This window comes from Micromonospora sp. LOL_015, from assembly GCF_048060275.1.
Taxonomy (GTDB): domain Bacteria; phylum Actinomycetota; class Actinomycetes; order Mycobacteriales; family Micromonosporaceae; genus Micromonospora_E.
The window spans coordinates 113,431-134,796 of sequence record NZ_JBHMIO010000009.1 but is presented as its reverse complement, the minus strand read 5'-3'; the positions used below and the strand labels follow the sequence as shown (position 1 = coordinate 134,796).

At 72.3% G+C, this 21,366-nt stretch carries 7 protein-coding genes; 2 read left to right on the top strand and 5 right to left on the bottom strand.

The window, feature by feature from the left end; genetic code table 11:
* Positions 1-12: 12 nt before the first annotated feature.
* The 5 genes from ACFHWU_RS11265 to ACFHWU_RS11245 form a co-directional block, all read right to left on the bottom strand.
* Positions 13-2,379, bottom strand: coding sequence for a transglutaminaseTgpA domain-containing protein (locus ACFHWU_RS11265; protein WP_416553414.1), 2,367 nt, complete (start codon positions 2,377-2,379; stop codon positions 13-15).
* Positions 2,376-3,575 (bottom strand): DUF58 domain-containing protein, encoded by a 1,200-nt coding sequence (locus ACFHWU_RS11260; protein ID WP_416590502.1) that lies wholly within the window; start codon positions 3,573-3,575, stop codon positions 2,376-2,378. The genes ACFHWU_RS11265 and ACFHWU_RS11260 overlap by 4 nt, the downstream gene beginning before the upstream one ends.
* Positions 3,576-3,586: 11 nt before the next feature.
* Complete coding sequence (locus ACFHWU_RS11255; protein WP_416553410.1) at positions 3,587-4,582, bottom strand: AAA family ATPase; 996 nt, start codon at positions 4,580-4,582, stop codon at positions 3,587-3,589.
* 52 nt (positions 4,583-4,634) lie between these two features.
* Positions 4,635-7,256: a fibronectin type III domain-containing protein gene (locus ACFHWU_RS11250; RefSeq protein WP_416590534.1), complete on the bottom strand. Its 2,622-nt coding sequence runs from the start codon at positions 7,254-7,256 to the stop codon at positions 4,635-4,637.
* A gap of 300 nt (positions 7,257-7,556) precedes the next feature.
* Positions 7,557-8,711 (bottom strand): tetratricopeptide repeat protein, encoded by a 1,155-nt coding sequence (locus ACFHWU_RS11245; protein ID WP_416590500.1) that lies wholly within the window; start codon positions 8,709-8,711, stop codon positions 7,557-7,559.
* A 275-nt stretch (positions 8,712-8,986) separates the two neighbouring features.
* Between ACFHWU_RS11245 and ACFHWU_RS11240 the strand changes: the two genes are divergently transcribed.
* Both ACFHWU_RS11240 and ACFHWU_RS11235 read left to right on the top strand, forming a co-directional pair.
* Positions 8,987-16,603 (top strand): SDR family NAD(P)-dependent oxidoreductase, encoded by a 7,617-nt coding sequence (locus ACFHWU_RS11240; protein ID WP_416590498.1) that lies wholly within the window; start codon positions 8,987-8,989, stop codon positions 16,601-16,603.
* Positions 16,604-16,608: 5 nt separating this feature from the next.
* Positions 16,609-21,318 (top strand): beta-ketoacyl synthase N-terminal-like domain-containing protein, encoded by a 4,710-nt coding sequence (locus ACFHWU_RS11235; RefSeq protein ID WP_416590496.1) that lies wholly within the window; start codon positions 16,609-16,611, stop codon positions 21,316-21,318.
* The last annotated feature ends 48 nt before the right edge of the window (positions 21,319-21,366 follow it).

The following is a 21,366-nucleotide window of genomic DNA, read 5'->3' as shown; positions in this document are numbered from 1 at the left end:
CCTTAGGTAAGGCTAACCGCTCCCTGTGGTGTCGGCGGTGGCGGCTGTCCGCCGGCGACCGTCCCAGCGCAGCGGACCGGGGTGCAGCGACCAGACCAGCCGCTGCCACCACGGCCGCCGGGCACGTAGCGCCGCCACCCAGACGGTGGCGTAACCACCGGCGCGCCGGGCCTGCTCGTCGTCGGTCTGCCCCGGTGCGAAGCTGGCGAGGTTGACCAGCTCGGCCAGCGGGTCGAGCCGGGGCAGCGCCGCACCGTCCGGCAGCGCCCGACCGTGTCCGGCCACTTCGCTGGCGGACATGTGCACCCCGGCCGGGTGACCGGCCAGCCGGAGCGCGTCGAGCACCTCGAGCCAGGCCCCGCAGATCCGGTGCGCGGGTAGGCCGCTGTCGAGTCGCCGGTCGCGTAGCCGGCGACGCAGCAGCAGGACGACGCCGATCCATCCGGCGGCGCCGGCTCCGGCCACCGTCGCCGCGACGACGCCGAGCAGCCAGCCAGCCGGCCGGCCACCCGGCGGTGCGGAGGCCACTGGCGGCGGAGTCGACGGCGGCGGGTCGACCGTCGGTAGCGCGGACGGCTCGACCGGCGGCGGCTCGTCCGGTGCCGGCCGGAACTCCTCCTCGATCGGGCGCGGCGCGCTGTCCGGTCGGGGCAGCGGATCGAACGGCACCCAACCGACACCGGAGAAGAGCACCTCCGGCCAGGCCACCGCGTGCCTGCCGTGCACCGACGCGTCGCCGGACGGCACCACGAACCCGACGACCACCCGGGTGGGCAGCCCCATCAGCCGGCCGAGCAGCGCGTAGGCGGCGGCGAACTGCTCGGAGGTGCCCCGCTGGCCGCCGGCGTCGCGCGGCCCGAAGAGGAAGAAACCCAGATTCGGGTACGCGTGCCCGCTCGGCGCGTCGGCGACAAGGTGGTAGTGGTCGGCGAGGAACTGCTCGACGGCCAGCGCCCGCTGGTACGGCGCACCGTTGTCCCGGGCGAGCTGCTGGGCGAGCCGACGGATCTCCGCGGGCACCCCGTCGGCCACCCGCAGGGTCCGGGCAACCGACTCCCCGGCCGGCACGTCTGCGGTGGTCAGCGCGTTCAGCGGTGGTCGACGCGGCACCGAGTCGACGGCGTACGTGACGCCGGGAGTGAGACCCTCGGGGTGCAGCAAGGTGCTGCTGGCCCGGTCGTAGGCGACCCGGACGCCGTCGACCCGTACCGGGGCGGTGATCGCGGGTAGTAGCCGGCCGGACAGCTCGGCCACGGTGATCTCCTGGCGTACGGCGTCCGTTGACGACGCGTCGGTTCGCGACGCCGCAGCGTCCTCGACCGGCGGCAGCACCCGGCCAGCGTTGCGATAGGTCCCGCCGACCCGCCAGGTGATGCCGTCGTAGTCGTGCAGCACAGCCAGGGTCAACCGCAGCGCGCCGTCTCCGGTCGGACGCGGGCCGGCCCCAGCAGCTCGTCGCCCGTCCACCGTCGAGACCAGCGACGCGCCGACCCGCAGGTCGAACAGCGGCTGGTCGGGATTGAGCGCCCAACCGGAGATCCTGATCAGGGGATTCTCGTCGAGAATTTCCACCTGCGGCGGTGCGACGTAGCGGCGTGGGTCGACGTCGGTCGTCGCGATCCGGGCCACCACCCACGGGGCGCTCACCACCACCAGCAGCAGTACGGTGGCCGCGCCGGCCAACGACACCGCCGCCGTCCGCAGCCGTACCGCCGTCAGCGCGCCACCACCGCCACCGCTGCCCGGCCCGGCCGGCTGGTCGACCGTTGCCGCTGGCTCGCTCGGCCGGGCAGCGGGCACCGGTGCCGCGGTGACCAGCAGCCCGACCGCCGCCGCCGCGACGAACAGCAGCGCCGGCCACCGGGCCGGCTCGGCGTTCGGCCCGACCACGAACGCGGCCGCGCCGAACAACAGCAGCGGCGGTAGGCAGCCGAGCAGCATGCGCCGGGCCCGTACCGCGAGCTCGGTCGCGGTGAAGCCGGCGAGCCAGCTGGCCACGACCGGAACCACCACCGTGTCCGGCACCGCCTCCATCGGGATCATCGCGGTCAGCAGCCGGGGAACCCCGTTCGCGGCGGCATCGGCGAGTAGCCGGGTCACTGGGCCGGTCAGCTCCGCCCGGTCCGCCGTCCACCATCCGGCCGCCAGCAGGTAGCCAGCCATCAGCACGACCGACAGCGGCGCCACCTGCCAGTTCGGTAGCCGCCGGGCGAACGTGCCGACCAGCACCGCCGCTGAGCCGGCGCCGGCGATCAGCCAGCCGGCCGCCGCCCCGTCGTAGATCCGGCCGAGCAGGACCGCTGCTGACCCGGTCATCGCGATCAGCGCCGCCGCCACCGCGCCGAGACGCGCCAGCCTGGTCGTCCGATCTCTGGTCACCGGTCACCTGCCGCATCCCAGCCGGCGGCGAAGCCGACCCCGTCGTCCGCTTCGACGAACAGCACGCCGGCCAGCCCGGTCGGGGCGCCCACCGCCGGTGCCCCGACCGCCGACGGGTCGACGGCACCGGTGATTCGGCCGACCAGAACGCTCGCGAATACTGCGCGCAGCCCACCGATACGGGCGACCGCGTCCGGATCGCCGGTGCCTGCCAGATAGATCAGGGTGTCGCCGGGTCGTTGCTGACGCAGCTGGTCGCAGACCTGTCGGACCGGGTCCCCGCCGGTCAGCCGGTTGGTACCGGCCAGCGTGACCTCGGCCAGCCGGTCCAGCGGGTGCCGACTCGGCGTGTCGTCCGGCGGCGGCTGGTCGACGACCATCTGCAGCAGCACCGGAAGGTCGGCCCGGGTCGCCGCATCGACCACCGACGCCGCCGCCTCGCAGGCCGACTCGAACGTCGCCGACGCCCCGTCGGCCTGGTCGTGGTACGCGGCCGTCCGGTTGTCCAGCAGCACCACCATCCGGGGCAGACTGGTGTCGACGTGTTCCCGCACCATCAGCTGGCCGATCCGGGCGCTGGTCCGCCAGTGCACCCGGCGCAGTTCGTCGCCGACGACGTACTCCCGCAACGAGTCGAAGGTGATGCTGCCGTGCGGCACCCGGTCGATCTGGCCGTCCAGGCTCCGGGCGATCCCGGCCGGCACCGCACGCAGCGGATGCACCTGTGGGCGGATCCATACCCGTACCGGTTCGCCGTCCGCCCGTGCCACGGCGACTAAACCGAACGGGTCGCGGCGGAGCACCCGCAACGGGCCGACCGGGAGCACACCCCGGCGATTGGTAGGTACCGGATAGCGCACCGTGGTCGTGGCGCCGGAGCGCAGCTGGGTCAGCGGCACCGGAATCCACCGCCGGCCGCACCGCTCCTCGGCGAGGACGCTCGCCACGCCCCACCGCCGCAGGTTGCCGACCTGCAACGTCACGGTGCACGCGTCGCCGCGGTTCACCCGGTCAGGTTCGACGGTACGGCGTACCCACAGCCGGGGCTGCCACAGCGCGTAGCCGGCCGCGTAGCCGACCACCGTCAGCCCGGCGGTGCCGAGCAGTGCGAGCTCCGGATAGCCGAGCACGGACCCGACGGCGGTGAGCAGGGCGGCGGTGACGCCGAGGCCGAGACAGCGGGCGGTGACGTTCATGGGTCGGCGGCTCAGGCCCCGGCCGCTGCCGGCTGGCCGGCCGGTAGCGGCACCGGGACCGACCGGACCACGTCGGCGAGCACCTCGGCCGCCGTGACGCCACGCAGTTGGGCGTCCGCGGTGAGCAGCAGCCGGTGCGCGAAGATCGGCTCCAGCAGGGCCTTCAGATCCTCGGGCAGCACGAACCCCCGGCCGCCGATCAGCGCGTACGCGCAGGCCGCCCGGGTCAGCGCGATCACCCCGCGTGGACTGACCCCCACCCGGATCTGCGGGTGTGTCCTGGTCGCGGCCGCCAGCCGCACCGCGTACCCGTACAACGGGTCGGCGATGTGCACCCGCTGCGCCAGCTGGATGAGCTGGCCGACGGTGGCTGTGTCGGTCACCGGGTCGAGCGCCTCGGGGGACCGCAGGGTGGCCCCGCGCAGCACCTCGATCTCGGTCTGCTCATCGGGGTAGCCGACCGACAACCGGACCAGGAACCGGTCCAGCTGGGCCTCCGGCAACCGGTAGGTGCCGTCCATCTCGACCGGGTTCTGGGTGGCCACCACCAGGAACGGCCGGGGCACCGGATGCCGGACGCCGTCCACGGTGACCGTGCGTTCCTCCATCACCTCCAGCAGCGCCGACTGGGTCTTCGGCGAGGCGCGGTTGATCTCGTCGGCGATGACGATGTTGGCGAACACCGGGCCGGGATGGAACTCGAACCCCTGGGTGGACTGGTTGAAGATGGTCACTCCGGACACGTCGGCGGGCAACAGGTCGGGGGTGAACTGGATCCGACGCCAGTGGCCGTGCACCGTCGCGGCAACGGCCCGTGCCAGCGTGGTCTTGCCCACCCCGGGCACGTCCTCCAGCAGGACGTGGCCCTGCGCGAACAGGGCCGTCAGGGTCAGTCGCACCACCTGCGGTTTGCCCAGCACCACGGTGGAGATCTCCCCGGCCAGTCGGGCGGCGGTCGAGGCGAAGCCGGTCACCTCGTGGGACGTCAGCGGGGTGGTCGTGGTCACTGCGGCTGGTCTCCTCGCCAGGGTGGATCGGTGGCTGTCCGGGTGGGCGTTGTCAGCAGGTGGGCAGCTGATTCAGGTCGTCGCCGCCGGCCAGGTTCAGCCAGGCCCACGGGATGTAGTTCTTCCCGCTGTACTCCACCCGGATCCACCAGGTGCTGGCCTTGCCGCCGTTGTAGATCCAGGCGTCGACGTGTCCGCCCTGGCGGCGGCACAGCGCGGTGAGTCGGGTGCCGTCGGGCACCCAGCCGACCTGACTGCTGTTGTCCTGCTCCGGAACGGAGAAGATTTCATTGCCGTTGCGTCCGGGAACATCGTCGTCGCAGTAGGTGCGTTGCTCACCGTCCGGGCCGTTGACGCAGGTGGCGGTGCCGTACAGGTCCGCGGTCGCCCGGCTGTGGGTGGCGGTGCCGGTGCCGGCCGCGTTGCTGGCCCGGACGGTGAACCGGTAGGACCGTCCCGGGTAGAGTCCGTCGACCCGGATGCTGTCGCAGCTGCCGGTGACGGGGGCCGCGCCCTCGGCCGCCGCGCTGCAGGTGACGTTCCCGCCGCCGGCATCCACCGAGAAGCTCAGGGTGACCGAGTTGGTGCCGGCGGTGGCACCGGTGACGGTAACCTTCGGCTCGGCGACGGTACGGGCCGTGGTACTCACGGCCGAGCCCTCCCCGGCCTCGTTGACCGCATGCACCGAGACCGTCACGTCGGCTCCGTCGCCCAGCCCGGTCACGGTGACGGCGGTGCCGTCGGACACCTCGGTGCGCTGGTCGCCGGCGGTCACCACGTATCGGGTGATCGGCCGCCCATTGTCCGGCGCTGGCGACCAGCCGACCCGGAGTGCTCCCCGTTGGTCGGCGACGGTGGTCGCCTCGACGGCCGCCGGCTCGCCCGGGGTTGTATAGGGCACCACCGAGTTGCTCAACGGTGACGCTGTGGAGTTGGCTCCCTGGTCGCTGACCGCGACGACGGTGAACGCGTACTGCCTGCCGTAGTCGAGTGACCCGGGCGCGAGGACCAGCTCGGTGCCGGCGACGTCGCCGACCGGCGCCGTGGCCTCGGCCGAGACCGCGGTGACCGTGTAGCCGCCGATGACGTTGCCCTGGCCGTCGGCGGCCGGCCAGCTCACCGCGACCGAGCCGTCCGCGCGGGCCTGCGCGGTGACGTTCGCCGGGGCGTCGGGCACCTCGGCGGTGGGGACGACCGGGTTGGACTCCCGATCGGGACCCGCGCCCTCGGCGTTGACCGCATGGACCGAGAACCGGTACGTCTCGCCGTTGACCAGCTCGGTGACCTCGAACGACCGTTGGTTGGCTCCCACCTCGAAGCTGCGGCCGTCGCCGGTGACCACGTACCGCTGGATGCTCGAGCCGTTGTCCGCGGCCGCCTGCCAGCTGACCCGCACGGTGGTGTCGCCGGCCGCCGCGCTGACCGCGCGTGGCGCATCCGGTCGGCCGACCGTCGGCTCCGGTGGTGGTGGCGGTGGTGGTGGCGCCGGCGGTGGATCACCGCCGAGGATGTCGTTGGCGTACTTGTCCACCTGCCGTACCTCGTGGGCGTCGGTGACGACCCGGGCGGTGGCCGCGTCGGGCGCGTTGATGAACAGGTGGTTCTCCCGGACCTCCAGGTCGAGCGGGCCGCTGGTTTCGGTGACGTCGATCGACGGGAGCAGTGCTCCCGCTCCGTCGAACGCGAAGATCTCCCGGCTGCGTTCGTCGGCGCAGTAGACCCGGCCCGCCCAGCTGACGGCGGGACGTAGTGCGGATCCGCTGCCCGGCACCGACAGCTGCCGGACCTCGTCGTCGTCGACCAGGACGATGCGTCGCCGCTCGGGAACGGTGACCGCGACCAGGCTGCCGGTCGTGCGGGCCGGCAGAACGCCCGAACCGTCCAGGTCGAGCGGCACCTCGCGGCGGTCCCCGCCGCGCAGCAGGGTCAGCGCGCCCGCTGTCCGGTTGAGCACCGCGACGCCGTCGTCGAGTGCGGAGATGGTCAACTCGTTGCTGGGCGGGGCGACCGGCACGGTCCGGACTCGGGCCGGCCCGGCGGCGGCATCGGCGGCGTCCGTTTCCGGCTCGGTAGCGGCTGGCCGGGGGATCGATGAGTCGAAGACGGACTCCGCCACGCCCTGCGCCGGGTCGCTCGGCAGCGGCGCGGCGGTGATCGCCGAGACGGTGCCCTCGCTCGGCACTGCGATCCACAGCCGACCCGCGCCGTCGAAGTGTCCACCGGCGATCCCTGGCGGGTAGCGCACCGGGTCGCCGACGGGCTGCAGCGACCTGGGGTCGATCTGACGAACCACGCCTTGGACTGCGTCGATGATGAAGGCCGCGTCGCCTTGCATCGCCACGCTCACCCCGAGCCCGGTCGTGCTCTGGACTGTCGCGCCGACCTGCAACGTGGCGAGATCGAGCGAGCTGACCTTGCCGGTTGCCAGCTCGCGCAGGATCAGGAACTGGTCCGTCTGCGCCACCTGAGTCTGGCGGCCCTGGGCGTCGGCGACCTCGACCCGGGTGTCAACCCGCCCGGTGAGCCCGTTGACCCTGGCCAGCTCGCTTCGGGCGGAGCTCCACAACCACGAACTCGCGTCGTAGCCGGCCGCCGCGTGGTCGGCCGCGCCGAGCCCGAGCACGGTCAGCCCCATTCCGACGACGAGCGCGGTGACCGTGCCGACAGTTACCAGCGTGCCGCGGCCGCGTCGGCGCCGGCTGTCGGGTCCGGCGCTCTGCCGTGTGCCGCCGTCGTGTGTGTTGCCGTCGCCCGTGGTGACCACAGTAGGTCGCCTTCCGCCCGTCGGTCGTCTGATGTCCGTCGTCCGTATCGCCGGCCGAAGCCGCCCCCGACACCCGGCCGGAGGCCATCCTATGGGGCCGTCACGCTCACCGGAAACTGCTCTGGCAGTCCCTGTGGACAACGTCGGACGGGATTACCGAAGAACTGCTCGGAGATTCATGTTTCCGCTGATCAACACCGAGTTCGTCGACTAGTCCGGATCGGCTGTCCGACGGTCGGTGCAGACCTGGTCCGAGGGGACGTACTCGTCGGCGGAGTAGACGGCGAGCACCGCGAAACAGTAGTCGAGTTCGGGATTCAACCCGTTCACGGTGAATACGGTCTGACCGGGATTGACCGTGGCGAGTGCGCCGAGTTGCTGTCCGCTACGACCACTTGCGACGATGAACGGCACCGTTCCCGCGGTCGGGTCGGACCAGGTCAGCGTCACGGCCGTGGTGTCGTCGGTCAGCCGCAGGGCGGTCGGCGGGTCGCCGACCGCAGTGGGGTCGGACCCTGGACGTTCCGGTCCGGTCGGTGTGGTGGCTCGTCCGTCGAGCAGGACGGTGACGCCCACGATGACCACGACCACGGCGGCGATGACCGCTGCGGCCGCGGCGCCGACCGCGACGACGACCGGTAGGGACTGCGGCGGTGCCGAAACGCCCGCGGCCGGTCCGGTCACGGCGGTGGACAACGGCGGCGGCCGATCGGCGGCGGTCGTTACCTCCCGGCCGGAAACCGGGGGTGCCGGTGCCGGCGGTGTCGGCCGGGTGGGCGGTACCGGTCGGGTCGGCAGGTCTGGCTCGCGCTGCGCGGCGGTGGGAGCCGGATCGACCGCGGCGACCGACGGGCCGGCCAGGTACTCCCGGGCCGCCCGGACCTGCCAGTGGTCATCACCGAGCTGCGCCGGGCCGGCGGCGGCGACCCGGGCGAAGTTGCGGCGGGCCTCATGCCGGTTGCCCAGTTCTTCGGCGAGCGTCGCGAGCTCGTACGCGATAGCCAGCATGACCGGCTCCCGGTCACCCAACCGTAGTTCGCCTGCTGCCAGCGACTCCTCCAACAGCCGTCGGGCGGCTGTTGGGTCGCCGGCCTCACGTTGAAGGCGGGCCAGCAGGTGCGCGGTCCACAGGACCTCTGGTTCGTCTGTGCCGAAGGCGTCGCGGGCCGAATCCAGCGCCCGCAGCAGGTATTCGCACGCGCCGGCGAGGTCCCCGCCAGCACGCATGGCGGCCGCGTTGTCGCGGACACCGACGAGGAGGGAAGGCTGGGCCACCTCGCCATGCTGCCGGGTGCCGTCGGTCCACCCGGCCCCGGGGTACCGAACGGCATCGTCGAGGAGCTGGATCCAAGCGTACGAATCCATTGCCTGACCGTCCGGTGTGACCTGAGTTACCGGACCGCTTCGGGGCTGGCCTGGTTGCCGGTTGCCGTCGGAAGTCGGGCAGTTGCCCTGGTTCTGCCCGCACCAAGTCGGCGTTATTGATCGGCAGAGTTCACACGGTCGTAACTGGTTGCCGCTAAGTTTCTCCGCAGGGTGACATAGATTGATGCAAAATATTCGCTCTGAGCTGCCGCAACGGTGGATCCTCCGGCGGACAGCTTCGAATGCGGGACCACTGCTCACGAAGCGGGAGTCTGATGAGTACTGCAGTCGACATGCGTGACCTGGTGATCGCCTACACCCCCTGCGGCGAGATCGAGTCGAGCCCACGCATCGCCAGCGCGGTCCGCCGGGGCGGCGGCACCGGCGTGCTCGACCTGGCCGGAACCCGGCCACAGGTCCTGCGCGCCGTGGAGCAGTTGGCCGCCTGGTCGGACGGGCCGATCGCGGTCCGCGTACCGGCGAGCTGTCCGGCCTCGGTGGACGACCTCGAACGGCTCGCCCCCGGCCGGGTGGAGCTGGTGGTCGTCACCGGCGAGCTGCCATGGGACCTGTCCGAACTGGTGACCCGCTACCGCGTTCTCGTCGAGGTGACCAGCCTCGCTGCGGCCCGGACCGCAGCGGCGGCGGGTGCGCACGGGCTGATTGCCCGCGGCATGGAGTCCGGTGGCGAGGTCGGCGAGCTGAGCACCTTCGTCCTTGTCCAGCAACTCACCGCCGCCGACCTGGGCGTGCCGGTCTGGGCGCTGGGCGGGATCGGGCCATACACGGCCGCCGCCTGCGTGCTGGGCGGGGCCGCCGGTGTGGTGCTGGACAACCAGCTAGCCCTGATGCCCGAGTCGGACCTGCCGGCCGACGTACTGACCGCTATCCGGCGGATGGACGGCTCGGAGAGCGTCCTGCTCGACGGATACCGGGGGATCCCACGGGCTCCGCGTCGGCCGGGCGCGGCCGGTGTCCCGGCCCGCGCCGACCTGCTGCCGGTCGGCCAGGACGGCTGGCTGGCCGCCGAGTTCGTCGGCCGCTGGTCCGATGCCGCGGCTGCGGTCCGTGGCATCCGCGAGTCGATCGTTGACGCGGCGACCGACGCCGCTGCGGCCGAGGTGCTGCGCTCCGGCGGTCCGTTGGCCCAGGACCTCGGCCTGCGGGTGCCGGTCGCGCAGGGCCCGATGACCCGGGTCAGCGACGAGGCCGGCTTCGCCGCAGCAGTCGCCGCCGACGGGGCGCTGCCGTTCATCGCGTTGGCGCTGGCCACCGCCGAACGCACCGAGGAGATGCTCACCGACACCGCCGCCTGCATCGGCGGACGTCCCTGGGGCGTCGGAGTGCTCGGCTTCGCGCCCGAGGAGATCCGCGCCGCCCAGCTCGACGTGATCCGGCGGATCCGGCCGGACTTCGCCATCATCGCCGGGGGCCGCCCACCACAAGCCAGGGAACTGGAACGGGAAGGGATTCGGACCTTCCTGCACGTGCCGTCACCGGGGCTGCTGCGCCAGTTCCTGCGCTCCGGTGCCCGCCGGTTCATCTTCGAAGGCGCCGAGTGCGGCGGCCACATCGGCCCCCGGGCCAGTTTTCCGCTGTGGGAGGCGCAGCTCGCCGTACTCGCCGAGCACCTCGCCGGTGCGACACAGGAAGAGGCCGCCGAGATCCAGATCTTCTTCGCCGGCGGCATCCACGATGACCGGTCGGCGGCCATGATCGCCGCGATGGCCGCCCCGCTGACTCGGCGAGGCGTCCGGGTAGGGGTGCTGATGGGCACCGCCTACCTGTTCACCGCGGAGGCCGTCGCGCACGGCGCGATCCAACCAACCTTCGCCCGGATGGCCCGGGAAGCGACCCGGACCGCGTTGCTGGAGACCGCACCGGGACACGTGACCCGGTGCCTGCAGAGCGACTTCGTCGACGACTTTCACGCGCTGCGAGCTGAGCTCGAGTCCGCCGGCCTGGAGAACCGCCAGGTGTGGGAGCACCTCGAGCTGCTCAACGTGGGCCGGCTGCGGATCGCCAGCAAGGGTAAGCGGCGCGACGGCGACGCGCTGGTGGCCGTCGACGAGGCGGCCCAGCTCAGCGAGGGCATGTTCATGGCCGGCCAGGTTGCGGTGCTGCGGGAGCAGGAGACCACTGTCGCGGCGCTGCACGGTACGGTCACCGATCAGGCGGTCGCCTTCCACACCGCCCGGTCCCAGCGGCTGCAGGCCGACTGGACCCCGGCCGAGCCGGAGGTGCCGGCGGAGCCGCTGGACATCGCCATCGTCGGCATGGCGTGCATGCTGCCGAACTCGCCGGACCTCGCTGCGTTCTGGCGTACCGTGCTGGACGGCGCCGACGCTGTCACCGAGGTGCCACCGCACCGGTGGAACCCGGACATCTACTACGCGCCCGAGGTCGGACCCGGTCAGACCGGCCGGTACAGCGTCTCGAAGTGGGGTGGCTTCCTCGCCGAGGTCCCGTTCGACGCCATCGGGTACGGGATTCCGCCGTCCGCCCTGGCCAGCATCGACCCCACCCAGCTACTGGCCCTGGAGGTCTCCCAGCGGGCCCTCGTCGACGCCGGCTACACCCCCGGCAGCGACGGGGTGGACCACTCCCGTACCGGGGTGATCTTTGGAGCCGAGGCCGGCAGCGACATGGGGCACGCGCAGACGCTGCGGACCATGCTGCCGGCCTACCTACCGGAGGTTCCCGGTGAGCTGGACGAGCAGCTGCCGACCGTCACCGAGGACTCGTTCCCCGGCATCCTGGCCAACGTCATCGCCGGTCGGGTCGCGAACCGGCTCGACCTGGGCGGCCCCAACTACACCGTCGACGCGGCCTGCGCCTCGTCGCTGGCCGCCATGGACGCCGCCTGCAAGGAACTCGCCAGCGGCGGCAGCGACCTGATGATCTGCGGTGGTGCCGACCTGCACAACGGCATCAACGACTACCTCATGTTCACCTCGGCGCACGCGCTGTCCCCGACCGGGCGGTGCCGTTCGTTCGACAGCGCCGGTGACGGGATCGCGCTCGGCGAGGGCGTCGCGGCCGTCGTGCTCAAGCGACTGTCCGACGCGCAGCGCGATGGCGACCGCGTCTACGCGGTGGTCAAAGGACTCGGCGGGTCCAGCGACGGACGGGCCCTGGGCCTGACCGCGCCCCGGGCGGCCGGCCAGCGGCGGGCCCTGGACCGCGCGTACCGGCAGGCCGGGGTGTCGCCGGCGCAGGTCGGCCTGATCGAAGCACACGGCACCGGCACGGTGGTCGGCGACCGTACCGAGCTGGAGACGCTGACCACGGTGTTCAGCGAGGCGGGTGCCACGCCCGGCAGCTGCACCCTCGGGTCGGTCAAGTCGCAGATCGGGCACACCAAGTGCGTGGCCGGTCTGGCCGGTCTGATCAAGGCCACGCTCGCGCTGTACACCGGGGTCCGGCCGCCCACCCTGCACGTGACCCGGCCCAACCCGGCCTGGCACCCCGAACGGAGCCCGTTCGCCTTCGAGACCTCGGCGCGGCCCTGGGCGGCACCGGCCCGCGAACGCGTCGCCGGGGTCAGCGCCTTTGGGTTCGGCGGCACCAACTTCCACGCGGTGCTCAGCGCCTACGCCGACGCACCCGAACCGCGACACGCCCGCGACGAATGGCCGGCCGAGCTGTTCTGCTTCCGGGCCGGCGACCGGGCCGGCACCCACCAGGCGATGCGGGTACTACTGGACACCATCGACACCCGCGACGCCCTGGGCCGGCGTTGGCGGTTGCGCGACCTCGCCGCCGCCCAGTCCCGCCAGGCTGAGAACCGGTCCGGCCCGGTGCAGGTCGCCATCGTCGCCAGTGACCTTGACGATCTGGCCGGATTGCTGAGCCGGGCGATCGCCGGCGAGCACGATCCGGCGCGTGGGCTGTTCCAGCCGGCTGAGCCACCGGGCGCGGACGGTAAGGTCGCCTTCCTCTTCCCGGGCCAGGGCAGCCAACGCCCGGGCGCGTTGGCCGACCTGTTCGTCAGCTTCCCCGAGCTGCGGCGGTTCCTAAGCATCGGCCGTGACTACGTCGAACCGCTCTTCCCACCGGCCGCGTTCGACCCCGAGTACGACCGGGGTCAACAGGACAGGGTCCGGGACACCCGGATCGCCCAGCCGGTGCTCGGCATCGGTGGGCTCGCCGTGCACCACCTGCTCGGTCGGCTGAACATCCGGCCGGACCTGGCCGGCGGGCACAGCTACGGCGAACTGGTGGCGCTGTGCGTCGCCGGCGCATTCGAGGATCGGACACTGCTCGAGCTGAGTCGCCGGCGCGCCGACGCGATCCTGACGGCCGCTGGCAACGATCCCGGCACGATGGCCGCAGTGGCGGCCACCGCCGAGCAGATCGGTGAGGTGCTGTCCGGGGCCGGGCTGGCCGGTCAGGTGGTGCTCGCCAACCACAACGGCCCGCGGCAGGTGGTGGTCTCCGGCCCGACCCCGGCGGTGCGTCGCGCGGTATCCGTACTCAAGGAGAAAGGTCTGTCTGCCCGGCCGATCGCGGTGGCCTGTGCGTTTCACAGCCCGGTGGTCGCCGACGGCGTCACCGCCTTCAGATCCATCCTCGACGGTCATCCGGTGGCTGCCCCCAGCCTCCCTGTCTGGTCCAACCGCACCGCCCAGCCCTACCCGGGTGGTGCAGACCAGATCCGCGACGAACTCGCCGCGCAGATCGGCGCCCCGGTGCGGTTCGTCGACCAGATCGAAGCGATGTACGCCGCCGGAGCCCGCGTCTTCGTCGAAACCGGTCCCGGCCAGGTACTCACCCGGCTGGTCGACGCCGTCCTGGGTGAGCGCCCTCACGTGGCGGTGGCCTGCGCCGGTCGGCGGGCGGACGGACTACGTGGCTTTCTCTCCGCCGTCGCCGAACTGGCCTGCGCCGGGGTCCCGGTGCAGACCGACTGGCTCTACCGCGGCCGGCGAGTTGCCGAGATCGCGTCCGCCCCGCCGCCGTCGCGTCCGGTCTGGACAGTTGACGGGCAGCTGGTACGCGACCAGCATGGCCGGCCGCTGCCCGGCGGCATGACGCCTCCCCGACAAATCAAGGAGCTGTTGATGAGTGCATCCACCGAGGCCGGAAACGGTCGTGGTCTCGGCAACGTGTCCGGCAACGGGCATAATCCAAGCAACGGGCATGGCAACGGTGTGGCCCATGTGCCCGGCAACGGGATCAGCCACCTCCCAGCTGCCGATGCCGGGGTCCGGCCCGTCCCCGCAGCCGGCTACCGGGACGGGCGCGACGAACTGATCAGCGAGTTTCTGCGAACGAGTCGGGAACTGATCGCCTCCCAGCGGGACGTGATGTTGGCGTACTTCGGGGAGCAGCCCCCGGCCGGCAACGGGTGGGTCGGGCCTGCGGCATATCCGTCGGTGGTGGCTCAGCCGGCGATCGCCGCGCCGAGCAGCTACCCCGAGGTGTCCGCGCCGACCAGCGCACCCCGGGTGACCGATCTGCCGGCCATCCCGGCGTCGCCTGCCGACCCGACGCCTCCGGCGGCACCCGCCGCCCAGGCTGCTCCGGCGGCACCCGCCGTCTGGCCCGCTCCACCAGTGCGCGAGGACGTGCCGGCGGCCACGACGGTCCACAAGACCCCCGCACCGGCTGTCGCCGCCACGTCGGTGGCGACCCCCACGGATCCCGTGTCGACGGCAGCGACGGTCGCGGTACGGCCGGCGGCTGTGTCGGTGGGGGTGGCGCAGTTCCAGGAGGCGATTCTGGAGGTGTTGAGTGAGCGGACCGGGTATCCGGTGGATTTGATCGAGTTGGATTTGGATCTTGAGGCGGATCTGAGTATCGATTCGATCAAGCGGGCTGAGGTTGCTGGTGAGGTGGCGACCCGGTTGCGGTTGTCGGTGGATGGTGACGAGTCGGAGTTGGAGGAGCTGGTTCGGGCTCGGACGGTGCGCACGATGGTGGCGTGGTTGGCCGAGAAGATGGCGGCTGATCAGGCACCTGAGGCGGCACCGGCGGCATCTCCGGCCGAATCACCGGCGGCCGTCCCGACCACGGCCACCGCGCCGGCCGTCCCGACCACGGCCACCGCGCCGGCCGTCTCGGCGCCCGCTGTGTCCATGTCGCCTTCGGCGGCCGGGCCGGCGGCTGTGTCGGTGGGGGTGGCGCAGTTCCAGGAGGCGATTCTGGAGGTGTTGAGTGAGCGGACCGGGTATCCGGTGGATTTGATCGAGTTGGATTTGGATCTTGAGGCGGATCTGAGTATCGATTCGATCAAGCGGGCTGAGGTTGCTGGTGAGGTGGCGACCCGGTTGCGGTTGTCGGTGGATGGTGACGAGTCGGAGTTGGAGGAGCTGGTTCGGGCTCGGACGGTGCGCACGATGGTGGCGTGGTTGGCCGAGAAGATGGCGGCTGATCAGGCACCTGAGGCGGCACCGGCGGCATCTCCGGCGCAGCCGGCCGGATCCGGCCCGGACAGCGGTACGGCCCCACGTCGACTCGTCGCCCGGCCAGTTCCCGCCACCGGCGCGGTCGTCGCGCCGGAGACGCTCGCCGGCACCCGGTTCCTGATCACCGGCGGGTCGCCGGCCCTGGCACCGCTGGCCGAGCAGCTCGCCCAGCACGGCGCGGCAGGCGCCACCGGATCGATTCACGCCGGTGGGTCGGACCAGGTGGCCGGCTACGACGGCGTGATCATCCTGGACGGGCTGAGTGACAGCGGCGGGTCGCTACTGCCCGGCAGCTTCCCGTTCATCAAGCAGGCCCTCGCGGCGGGCGTGCGGTGGCTGGTCGCCGCCGGCACCGCCGGTCCGCGAACCGACGGATTCGCCGGCCTGTTCCGGACCATCCAACGGGAGTACCCGCAGGTTTCGGTGACCTATCTGGAGGCACCGGCGGGCGCCGACCACACCCAGCTTGCCACCGGCCTGGTCACCGAACTGCTCAGTGGCGGACGGACCCCGATCGTCACCTGGTCGGCGACCGGCCGGCAGACCGTCGACCTGGCCGCGGTCGATCTCGGCCCGCTCGCCGCAGGCGGTGCCGGACCGGCCGGTGACGGTGTCGCCGAGACCCAGGCGATCGGTCTGGACCAAGACTCGGTGGTGGTGCTCGTCGGTGGTGCCCGGGGCATCACTCCGTGGTTCGCCCGTACTCTGGCCGCCGCCAGCCGATGCCGCATCGAGCTGATCGGCCGTACCCCGCTGCCGCAGGAGGCGGAGTCCCCGGCGCTGGCCGTTGCGGCGGACAAGCCGGCGTTGCGGGCCGCGCTGGTCGCCCAGGGGATGCGCGCACCGGCGGAAATCGACCGCACGGCCACCGCGATCCTGGCCGCCCGCGAGGTCCGCGCGACCCTGGACGAGCTGCGGGAACTCGGCAGCCAGGTGCGCTACCACAGCCTCGATGTCACCGCCGCCGACGCCACCCGGCAACTGCTCAAGGAGATCCAGGGTCAGCACGGACGGATCGACGGCCTGGTCTACGCGGCCGGCCGGATCGAGGACAAGCTGATCGCCGAAAAGGATCCGGCGTCGTTCGCCCGGGTGTTCCAGACGAAGGTGCAAGGTGCGGTGACGGTGCTCGACGCGCTGCGCGACGGCTCCGATCCACGCTTCGTGGTGCTGTTCGGCAGCATCGCGGCCGCGTACGGCAACCGGGGTCAGAGCGACTACGCCGCCGCCAACGACGCGCTCGACCGGATCGGTGGCCGGTGGGCGGCCGGCACCGGGGTACGTTGCCTGACCGTGCACTGGGGTCCGTGGGCGCCGGGCTCGGTGCACGGCGGGATGGTCAGCGCCGAGCTGAGCCGGGAGTACGCCCGCCGGGGCATCGACCTGATCGATCCCGAGGAGGGCGCGCTGAGTCTGCTACGCGAGCTCGCCTGGGGTGACCGGGCGGTCACCTCCGTGGTCTACACCGCCTCGGGATGGTGAACCAGATGTCGGACCTGAACGACCCACACCAGACGATCGCCATCGTCGGCATGGCGGCGCTGATGCCGGGCGCCCCCGACCTGGACGCCTACTGGCGCAACCTGGTCGACGGCGTCGACGCCATCACCGACGTGCCGGCGCACCGCTGGGACGAGGAGTTCTACGATCCCGACCAGGCGCACCGCCCCGACCGGATGTACTGCCGGCGTGGTGGGTTCGTCGACGACCACGCGAGCTTCGAGCCGCTGCGCTTCGGCATCATGCCGACCTCGATCGGCGACATCGAGCCGGACCAGCTGATCACCCTGCAGGTCGCCGCCGCCGCCATCGACGACGCCGGTGGCCAGGACCGGCTGCCGGACCGGGACCGGATCGGCGTCCTGCTCGGCCGGGGCGGGATCCTGAGTCCGGCCCAGGCCCGCTACGCCCAGCGGGTCCGGATGTCCAGCCAGGTCATCGGCATCCTCAAGGAGCTGATCCCGGACCTGCCGCCGGAGAGCCTCGACCGCGTCCGGCGCAAGTTCGACGAACGGCTCGGGCCGCAGCAGCCCGAAGGCACGATCGGGCTGGTGCCCAACCTCGCAGCCTCCCGGGTGGCGAACCGGTTGAATCTGCGCGGCCCGTCCTACACCATCGACGCCGCCTGTGCCTCGTCGCTGATCGCGGTCGACCAGGGCGTGACCGAACTGCGGGCCGGCCGGTTGGACGCGGTGCTCGCCGGCGGTGTGCACCACGTGCACGACATCAGCTTCTGGTCGGTGTTCAGCCAGCTCCGGGCGCTGTCCCGGCAGGGTGAGATCCGTCCGTTCGACTCGTCGGCGGACGGCCTGCTGATCGGTGAGGGCACCGGGATCGTGGTGTTGAAACGACTTGCCGACGCGCTGGACGCCGGTGACCGGGTGTACACGGTGATCCGCGGCAGCGGCGTGTCCAGCGACGGCCGGTCGGCGAGCATGTTCAACCCGGCGAGCAGCGGACAGTCGCTGGCCATCCGGCGGGCCTGGCAGGCCGCCGGCCTGGATCCGACCGCGCCGGACGCGCTCGGCCTACTGGAGGCGCACGGCACCGGAACGCCGACCGGGGACGCCGCCGAACTCGTCACCGTCGCCGAGGTGTTCGGCGGGTACCAGGGCGGGCCGCGGCCGGTGATCGGCTCGGTCAAGTCGATGATCGGGCACACCATGCCGGCAGCCGGGATCGCCGGCCTGATCAAGGCGACCCTCGCCGTGCACCGGGGCGTCCTGCCACCCACCCTGCACTGCGGGCAGCCCCGCGAGGAGATGGCCGCGACCCGGTTCGCGCCGATCGCCGCCGCCCAGCCGTGGGAGAGCGACGGACCACGCCGCGCCGGGGTCAACGCGTTCGGCTTCGGTGGGATCAACGCCCACCTGATCGTCGAGCAGCCGCCGTCCGCCCCGTCCGCCTGGGCGGCCGTGCCGAACGGTACGGCCGGGCAGCCGGCCCGCCCGGCCCGCGTCGAGGTCGAGGAAGCGGACCAGGTACTGTGGCTGGCCGCCGACGACCCGGCCGGCCTCGCCGCGCTGCTGGACCGCGACGATTCGCTGGTACGGCGCGAGGGTGCCGCGTTCGCCGACGGACCGCAGGCGCACGCCGCGCCGCCGTGCCGGATCGGTGTGGTGGACCCGACCGACAAGCGGCTGGCCACCGCCCGGCGTGCGGTGAGCCGGGGGGAGCCCTGGCGGGGTGCCCGGGACATCTGGTTCACCACGGCTCCGCTGCTGACCGCCGGCGGGAAGCTGGCGTTCGTCTTTCCCGGGCTGGAGGCCGAGTTCACGCCGCGTACCAAGGATCTGGCCGCGCACTTCGGGCTCGCGGACCGGGAGTGGTCCGCGGCCGACCTGGGTCGGCACGGTGCCGGCCTGATCGAAGTGGGAAAGTTCCTCGACGAGGTGCTCGGCCGGATCGGCATCCAACCGGACGCGGTCGCCGGGCACAGCATCGGTGAATGGTCCGCCGCGGCGGTGAGCGGGCAGGTCAGCACCACCGACATGGACGGTTTCCTCAAACTGTTCGACGCCGACTCGGTGGCGGTGTCCGGCTATGTCTTCGCCGCCGTCGGTGCCGGTGCCAACCAGGTGACGCCGGTGCTCGGCGGCTATCCGGGAGTTGTCCTGTCCCACGACAACGCGCCCGCGCAGTCAGTGGTCAACGGCCCGGAGGAGCAGGTCGACCGACTGATCGACGAGCTGCGTCGGCGCAACGTGCTGTGCCAGAAGCTGCCGTTTCGGTCGGCCTTCCACACTCCGGCGTTCGCCGACGGGCTGCGGTCGATCGGCATCGCCCTGCAGTCCTGGCGGGTGCATCCGACCACGGTCCCGGTCTGGTCGGCGACCCTGGCGGCGCCGTTCCCCGCCGACGAGCAGCAGGTCAACCAGATCTTCGTCCGGCACATGATGGAGCCGGTCTGGTTCCGGCAGTTGACCGCCGCGATGTACGACGCCGGGTTCCGGGTCTTCCTGCAGGTCGGCGCGGGACAGTTGGCGTCGTTGGTCAGCGACAATCTGCGGGGTCGGGAACATCTCGCGATGCCGGTCAACGTGGGTCACCGTACCGGTCTCGATCAGTTGCGCCGGGTGGCCACCGCGTTGTGGGTGGAGGGCGCGGCACCGGACCTGCGGGCGCTGCGGCCACCCGCCGCCCCGGCGACGCCGGCACCGGCTGCCCCGGCGGCACCACCGCGCCGGGGGCCGAAGATCCAGCTGGACCTGGGTGGCCCGTTGGTGCGCCTCGGGCCGGGTGCCGACACCCTGCTCGGCCTGGCCGATCTGCCGTCACACCGGCCGTCCACTCTGCCGGTCGCCGGGGGCCAACCGTCGGCCACCGCCGCCGCCACACAGGAGGTCCCCGCGCCGCCTGCTGAACCCCGGCCACCGGCGTACGCCGAATCGCCGGCGGAAACCGAGCCGTCGGCCGCTGCCCAGCCGTCGGCAGCATCCGAGCCGTCGGCCGGTTCGCTCACCGCGTTGCACCGGCTCGCCAGCCGGTCCAAGGCCGCCGCCGAGCTCGCCGCGCTGTTGCGGGACACCGCGGACGGCGCAGTGACCGTGCTGGACGCCGCCACCCGACCCGCCGGCCCGGCCCCGGTGTCAACGGCCCCGGTGTCAACGGCCCCGGTGCCGACGGCCGCCCCACCGCCCCGTACCGAGATCGCCCGGACCACCCTGCGGGTCTCCGTGCAGACCATGCCGTACCTGCTCGACCACTGCTTCTTCGTGCAGCCGGAGGACTGGCCGAACCCGGAGGACCGGTGGCCGGTGGTGCCGGCGACGACCGTCGTGCACCACATGATGGACGCCGTCGCACAGGCTGTCCCCGGTCTGCGGGTGGTCGGTGTGCGCGACGCCCGGTTCAACCGGTGGACCATCGCGGCACCGCCGCAGGACGTCGAGATCGTCGTACGGTCGGCCGGCCCGGACTCGTACGCGGTGAACTTCGGCAGCTTCGCCCGGGCGACGGTCGACGTGGCCGCCGACTATCCGGCCCCGGTGAGCGAACCGTGGACCCATGACCCGGCCACCGAGACCGCTCCCCGGATCAGCGCCGAGGAGATGTACGCGGAGCGGTTGATGTTCCACGGTCCCCAGTTCCACGGGGTGACCACGGTGCACGCCCTCGGCGAGATGCACGTACGCGGCGTGGTCACCGCGCCCGTCCCGCCGGGTGCCCTGCTGGACAATGCCCTGCAGCTGATTGGGAACTGGCTCATCACCACCCAGCCGGTGCGCACCGTGGCGCTGCCGGTCGGTCTCGGCCACGTCCGGTTCTTCGGCCCGCCGCCCGAGCCCGGCACGGCTTTCGAGTGCGTCGCCCGGGTCCGATCGATCGACGACACGCAACTGGTCGCGGACACCCAGCTGTCCGTCGGCGGCCGGGTCTGGGCGCAGATCGACGGCGCGGTCGACCGTCGGTTCGACAGCCACCCACAGGCACGTCCGGCGGAACGATTCCCGGAACGTCACCCGATGTCGGTCCGTCAGCCGGATGGGTGGACGGCGGTGTTCGACTGCTGGACCGATCTGGTCACCCAGTCGATGGCCGCGCGCGGCATCCTCGGTACCGCCGCGTCCGCCGACTACGAGCGGCAACCAGGGAAAACCCGCAAACAGTGGCTGCTCGGCCGGATCGCGGCGAAGGACGCGGTGCGGTTCCGACAGTGGGACGCCGGGCACACCGACGTGTACCCGATCGAGTTGACCATTGCCAACGACCCGAACGGCCGGCCGCGTGCCGACCTGCGTCCCGGCCGGGACCTGCGGGAGTGCGACCTGTCCCTGGCGCACTGCGCCGAAGCCGCCGTGGCGATCGCCGGCCCGGCCCGGCTGACGCCGGACGGCCCCGGCGTCGGTATCGACATCGTCGAGGTCACCGACCGGCCGGACAGCACGGTCGACTACGCCCTGTCCGGTGCGGAGGTCGCGTTGCTCGACCAGGTCAGTGCCGGCAGCGACCGGTGGTTCTGGTTCGCCTGTTTCTGGGCGGCCAAGGAGGCTGCCGGCAAGGCGGAGGGGACCGGGCTGGACGGAGCGCCCCGCCGGCTACGGGTGGCCGCCGTCGACGCCGGCACCCTGCTGATCGAGGCTCCCTCCGGCAGGTCCTACCGGGTCACCTGCCGGAGCCTGGAGAACCCGCCCGACCTGCCGCAGCGACGCTACGTCGTTGGTTGGACCTGGGGCCCGGAAGAACCTACCCGGTAGGCCCCGAGAACGGCCCGATCGACCTGCCGAGAAAGCCGATCGACGTCC

What these genes read in the sequence shown, in the direction of transcription:
- ACFHWU_RS11240 (WP_416590498.1), top strand. Translation starts at nt 8,987, where the DNA reads ATGAGTACTGCAGTCGACATGCGTGACCTGGTGATCGCCTACACCCCC.
- ACFHWU_RS11260 (WP_416590502.1), bottom strand. Translation starts at nt 3,575, where the DNA reads ATGAACGTCACCGCCCGCTGTCTCGGCCTCGGCGTCACCGCCGCCCTG.
- ACFHWU_RS11245 (WP_416590500.1), bottom strand. Translation starts at nt 8,711, where the DNA reads ATGGATTCGTACGCTTGGATCCAGCTCCTCGACGATGCCGTTCGGTAC.
- ACFHWU_RS11235 (WP_416590496.1), top strand. Translation starts at nt 16,609, where the DNA reads ATGTCGGACCTGAACGACCCACACCAGACGATCGCCATCGTCGGCATG.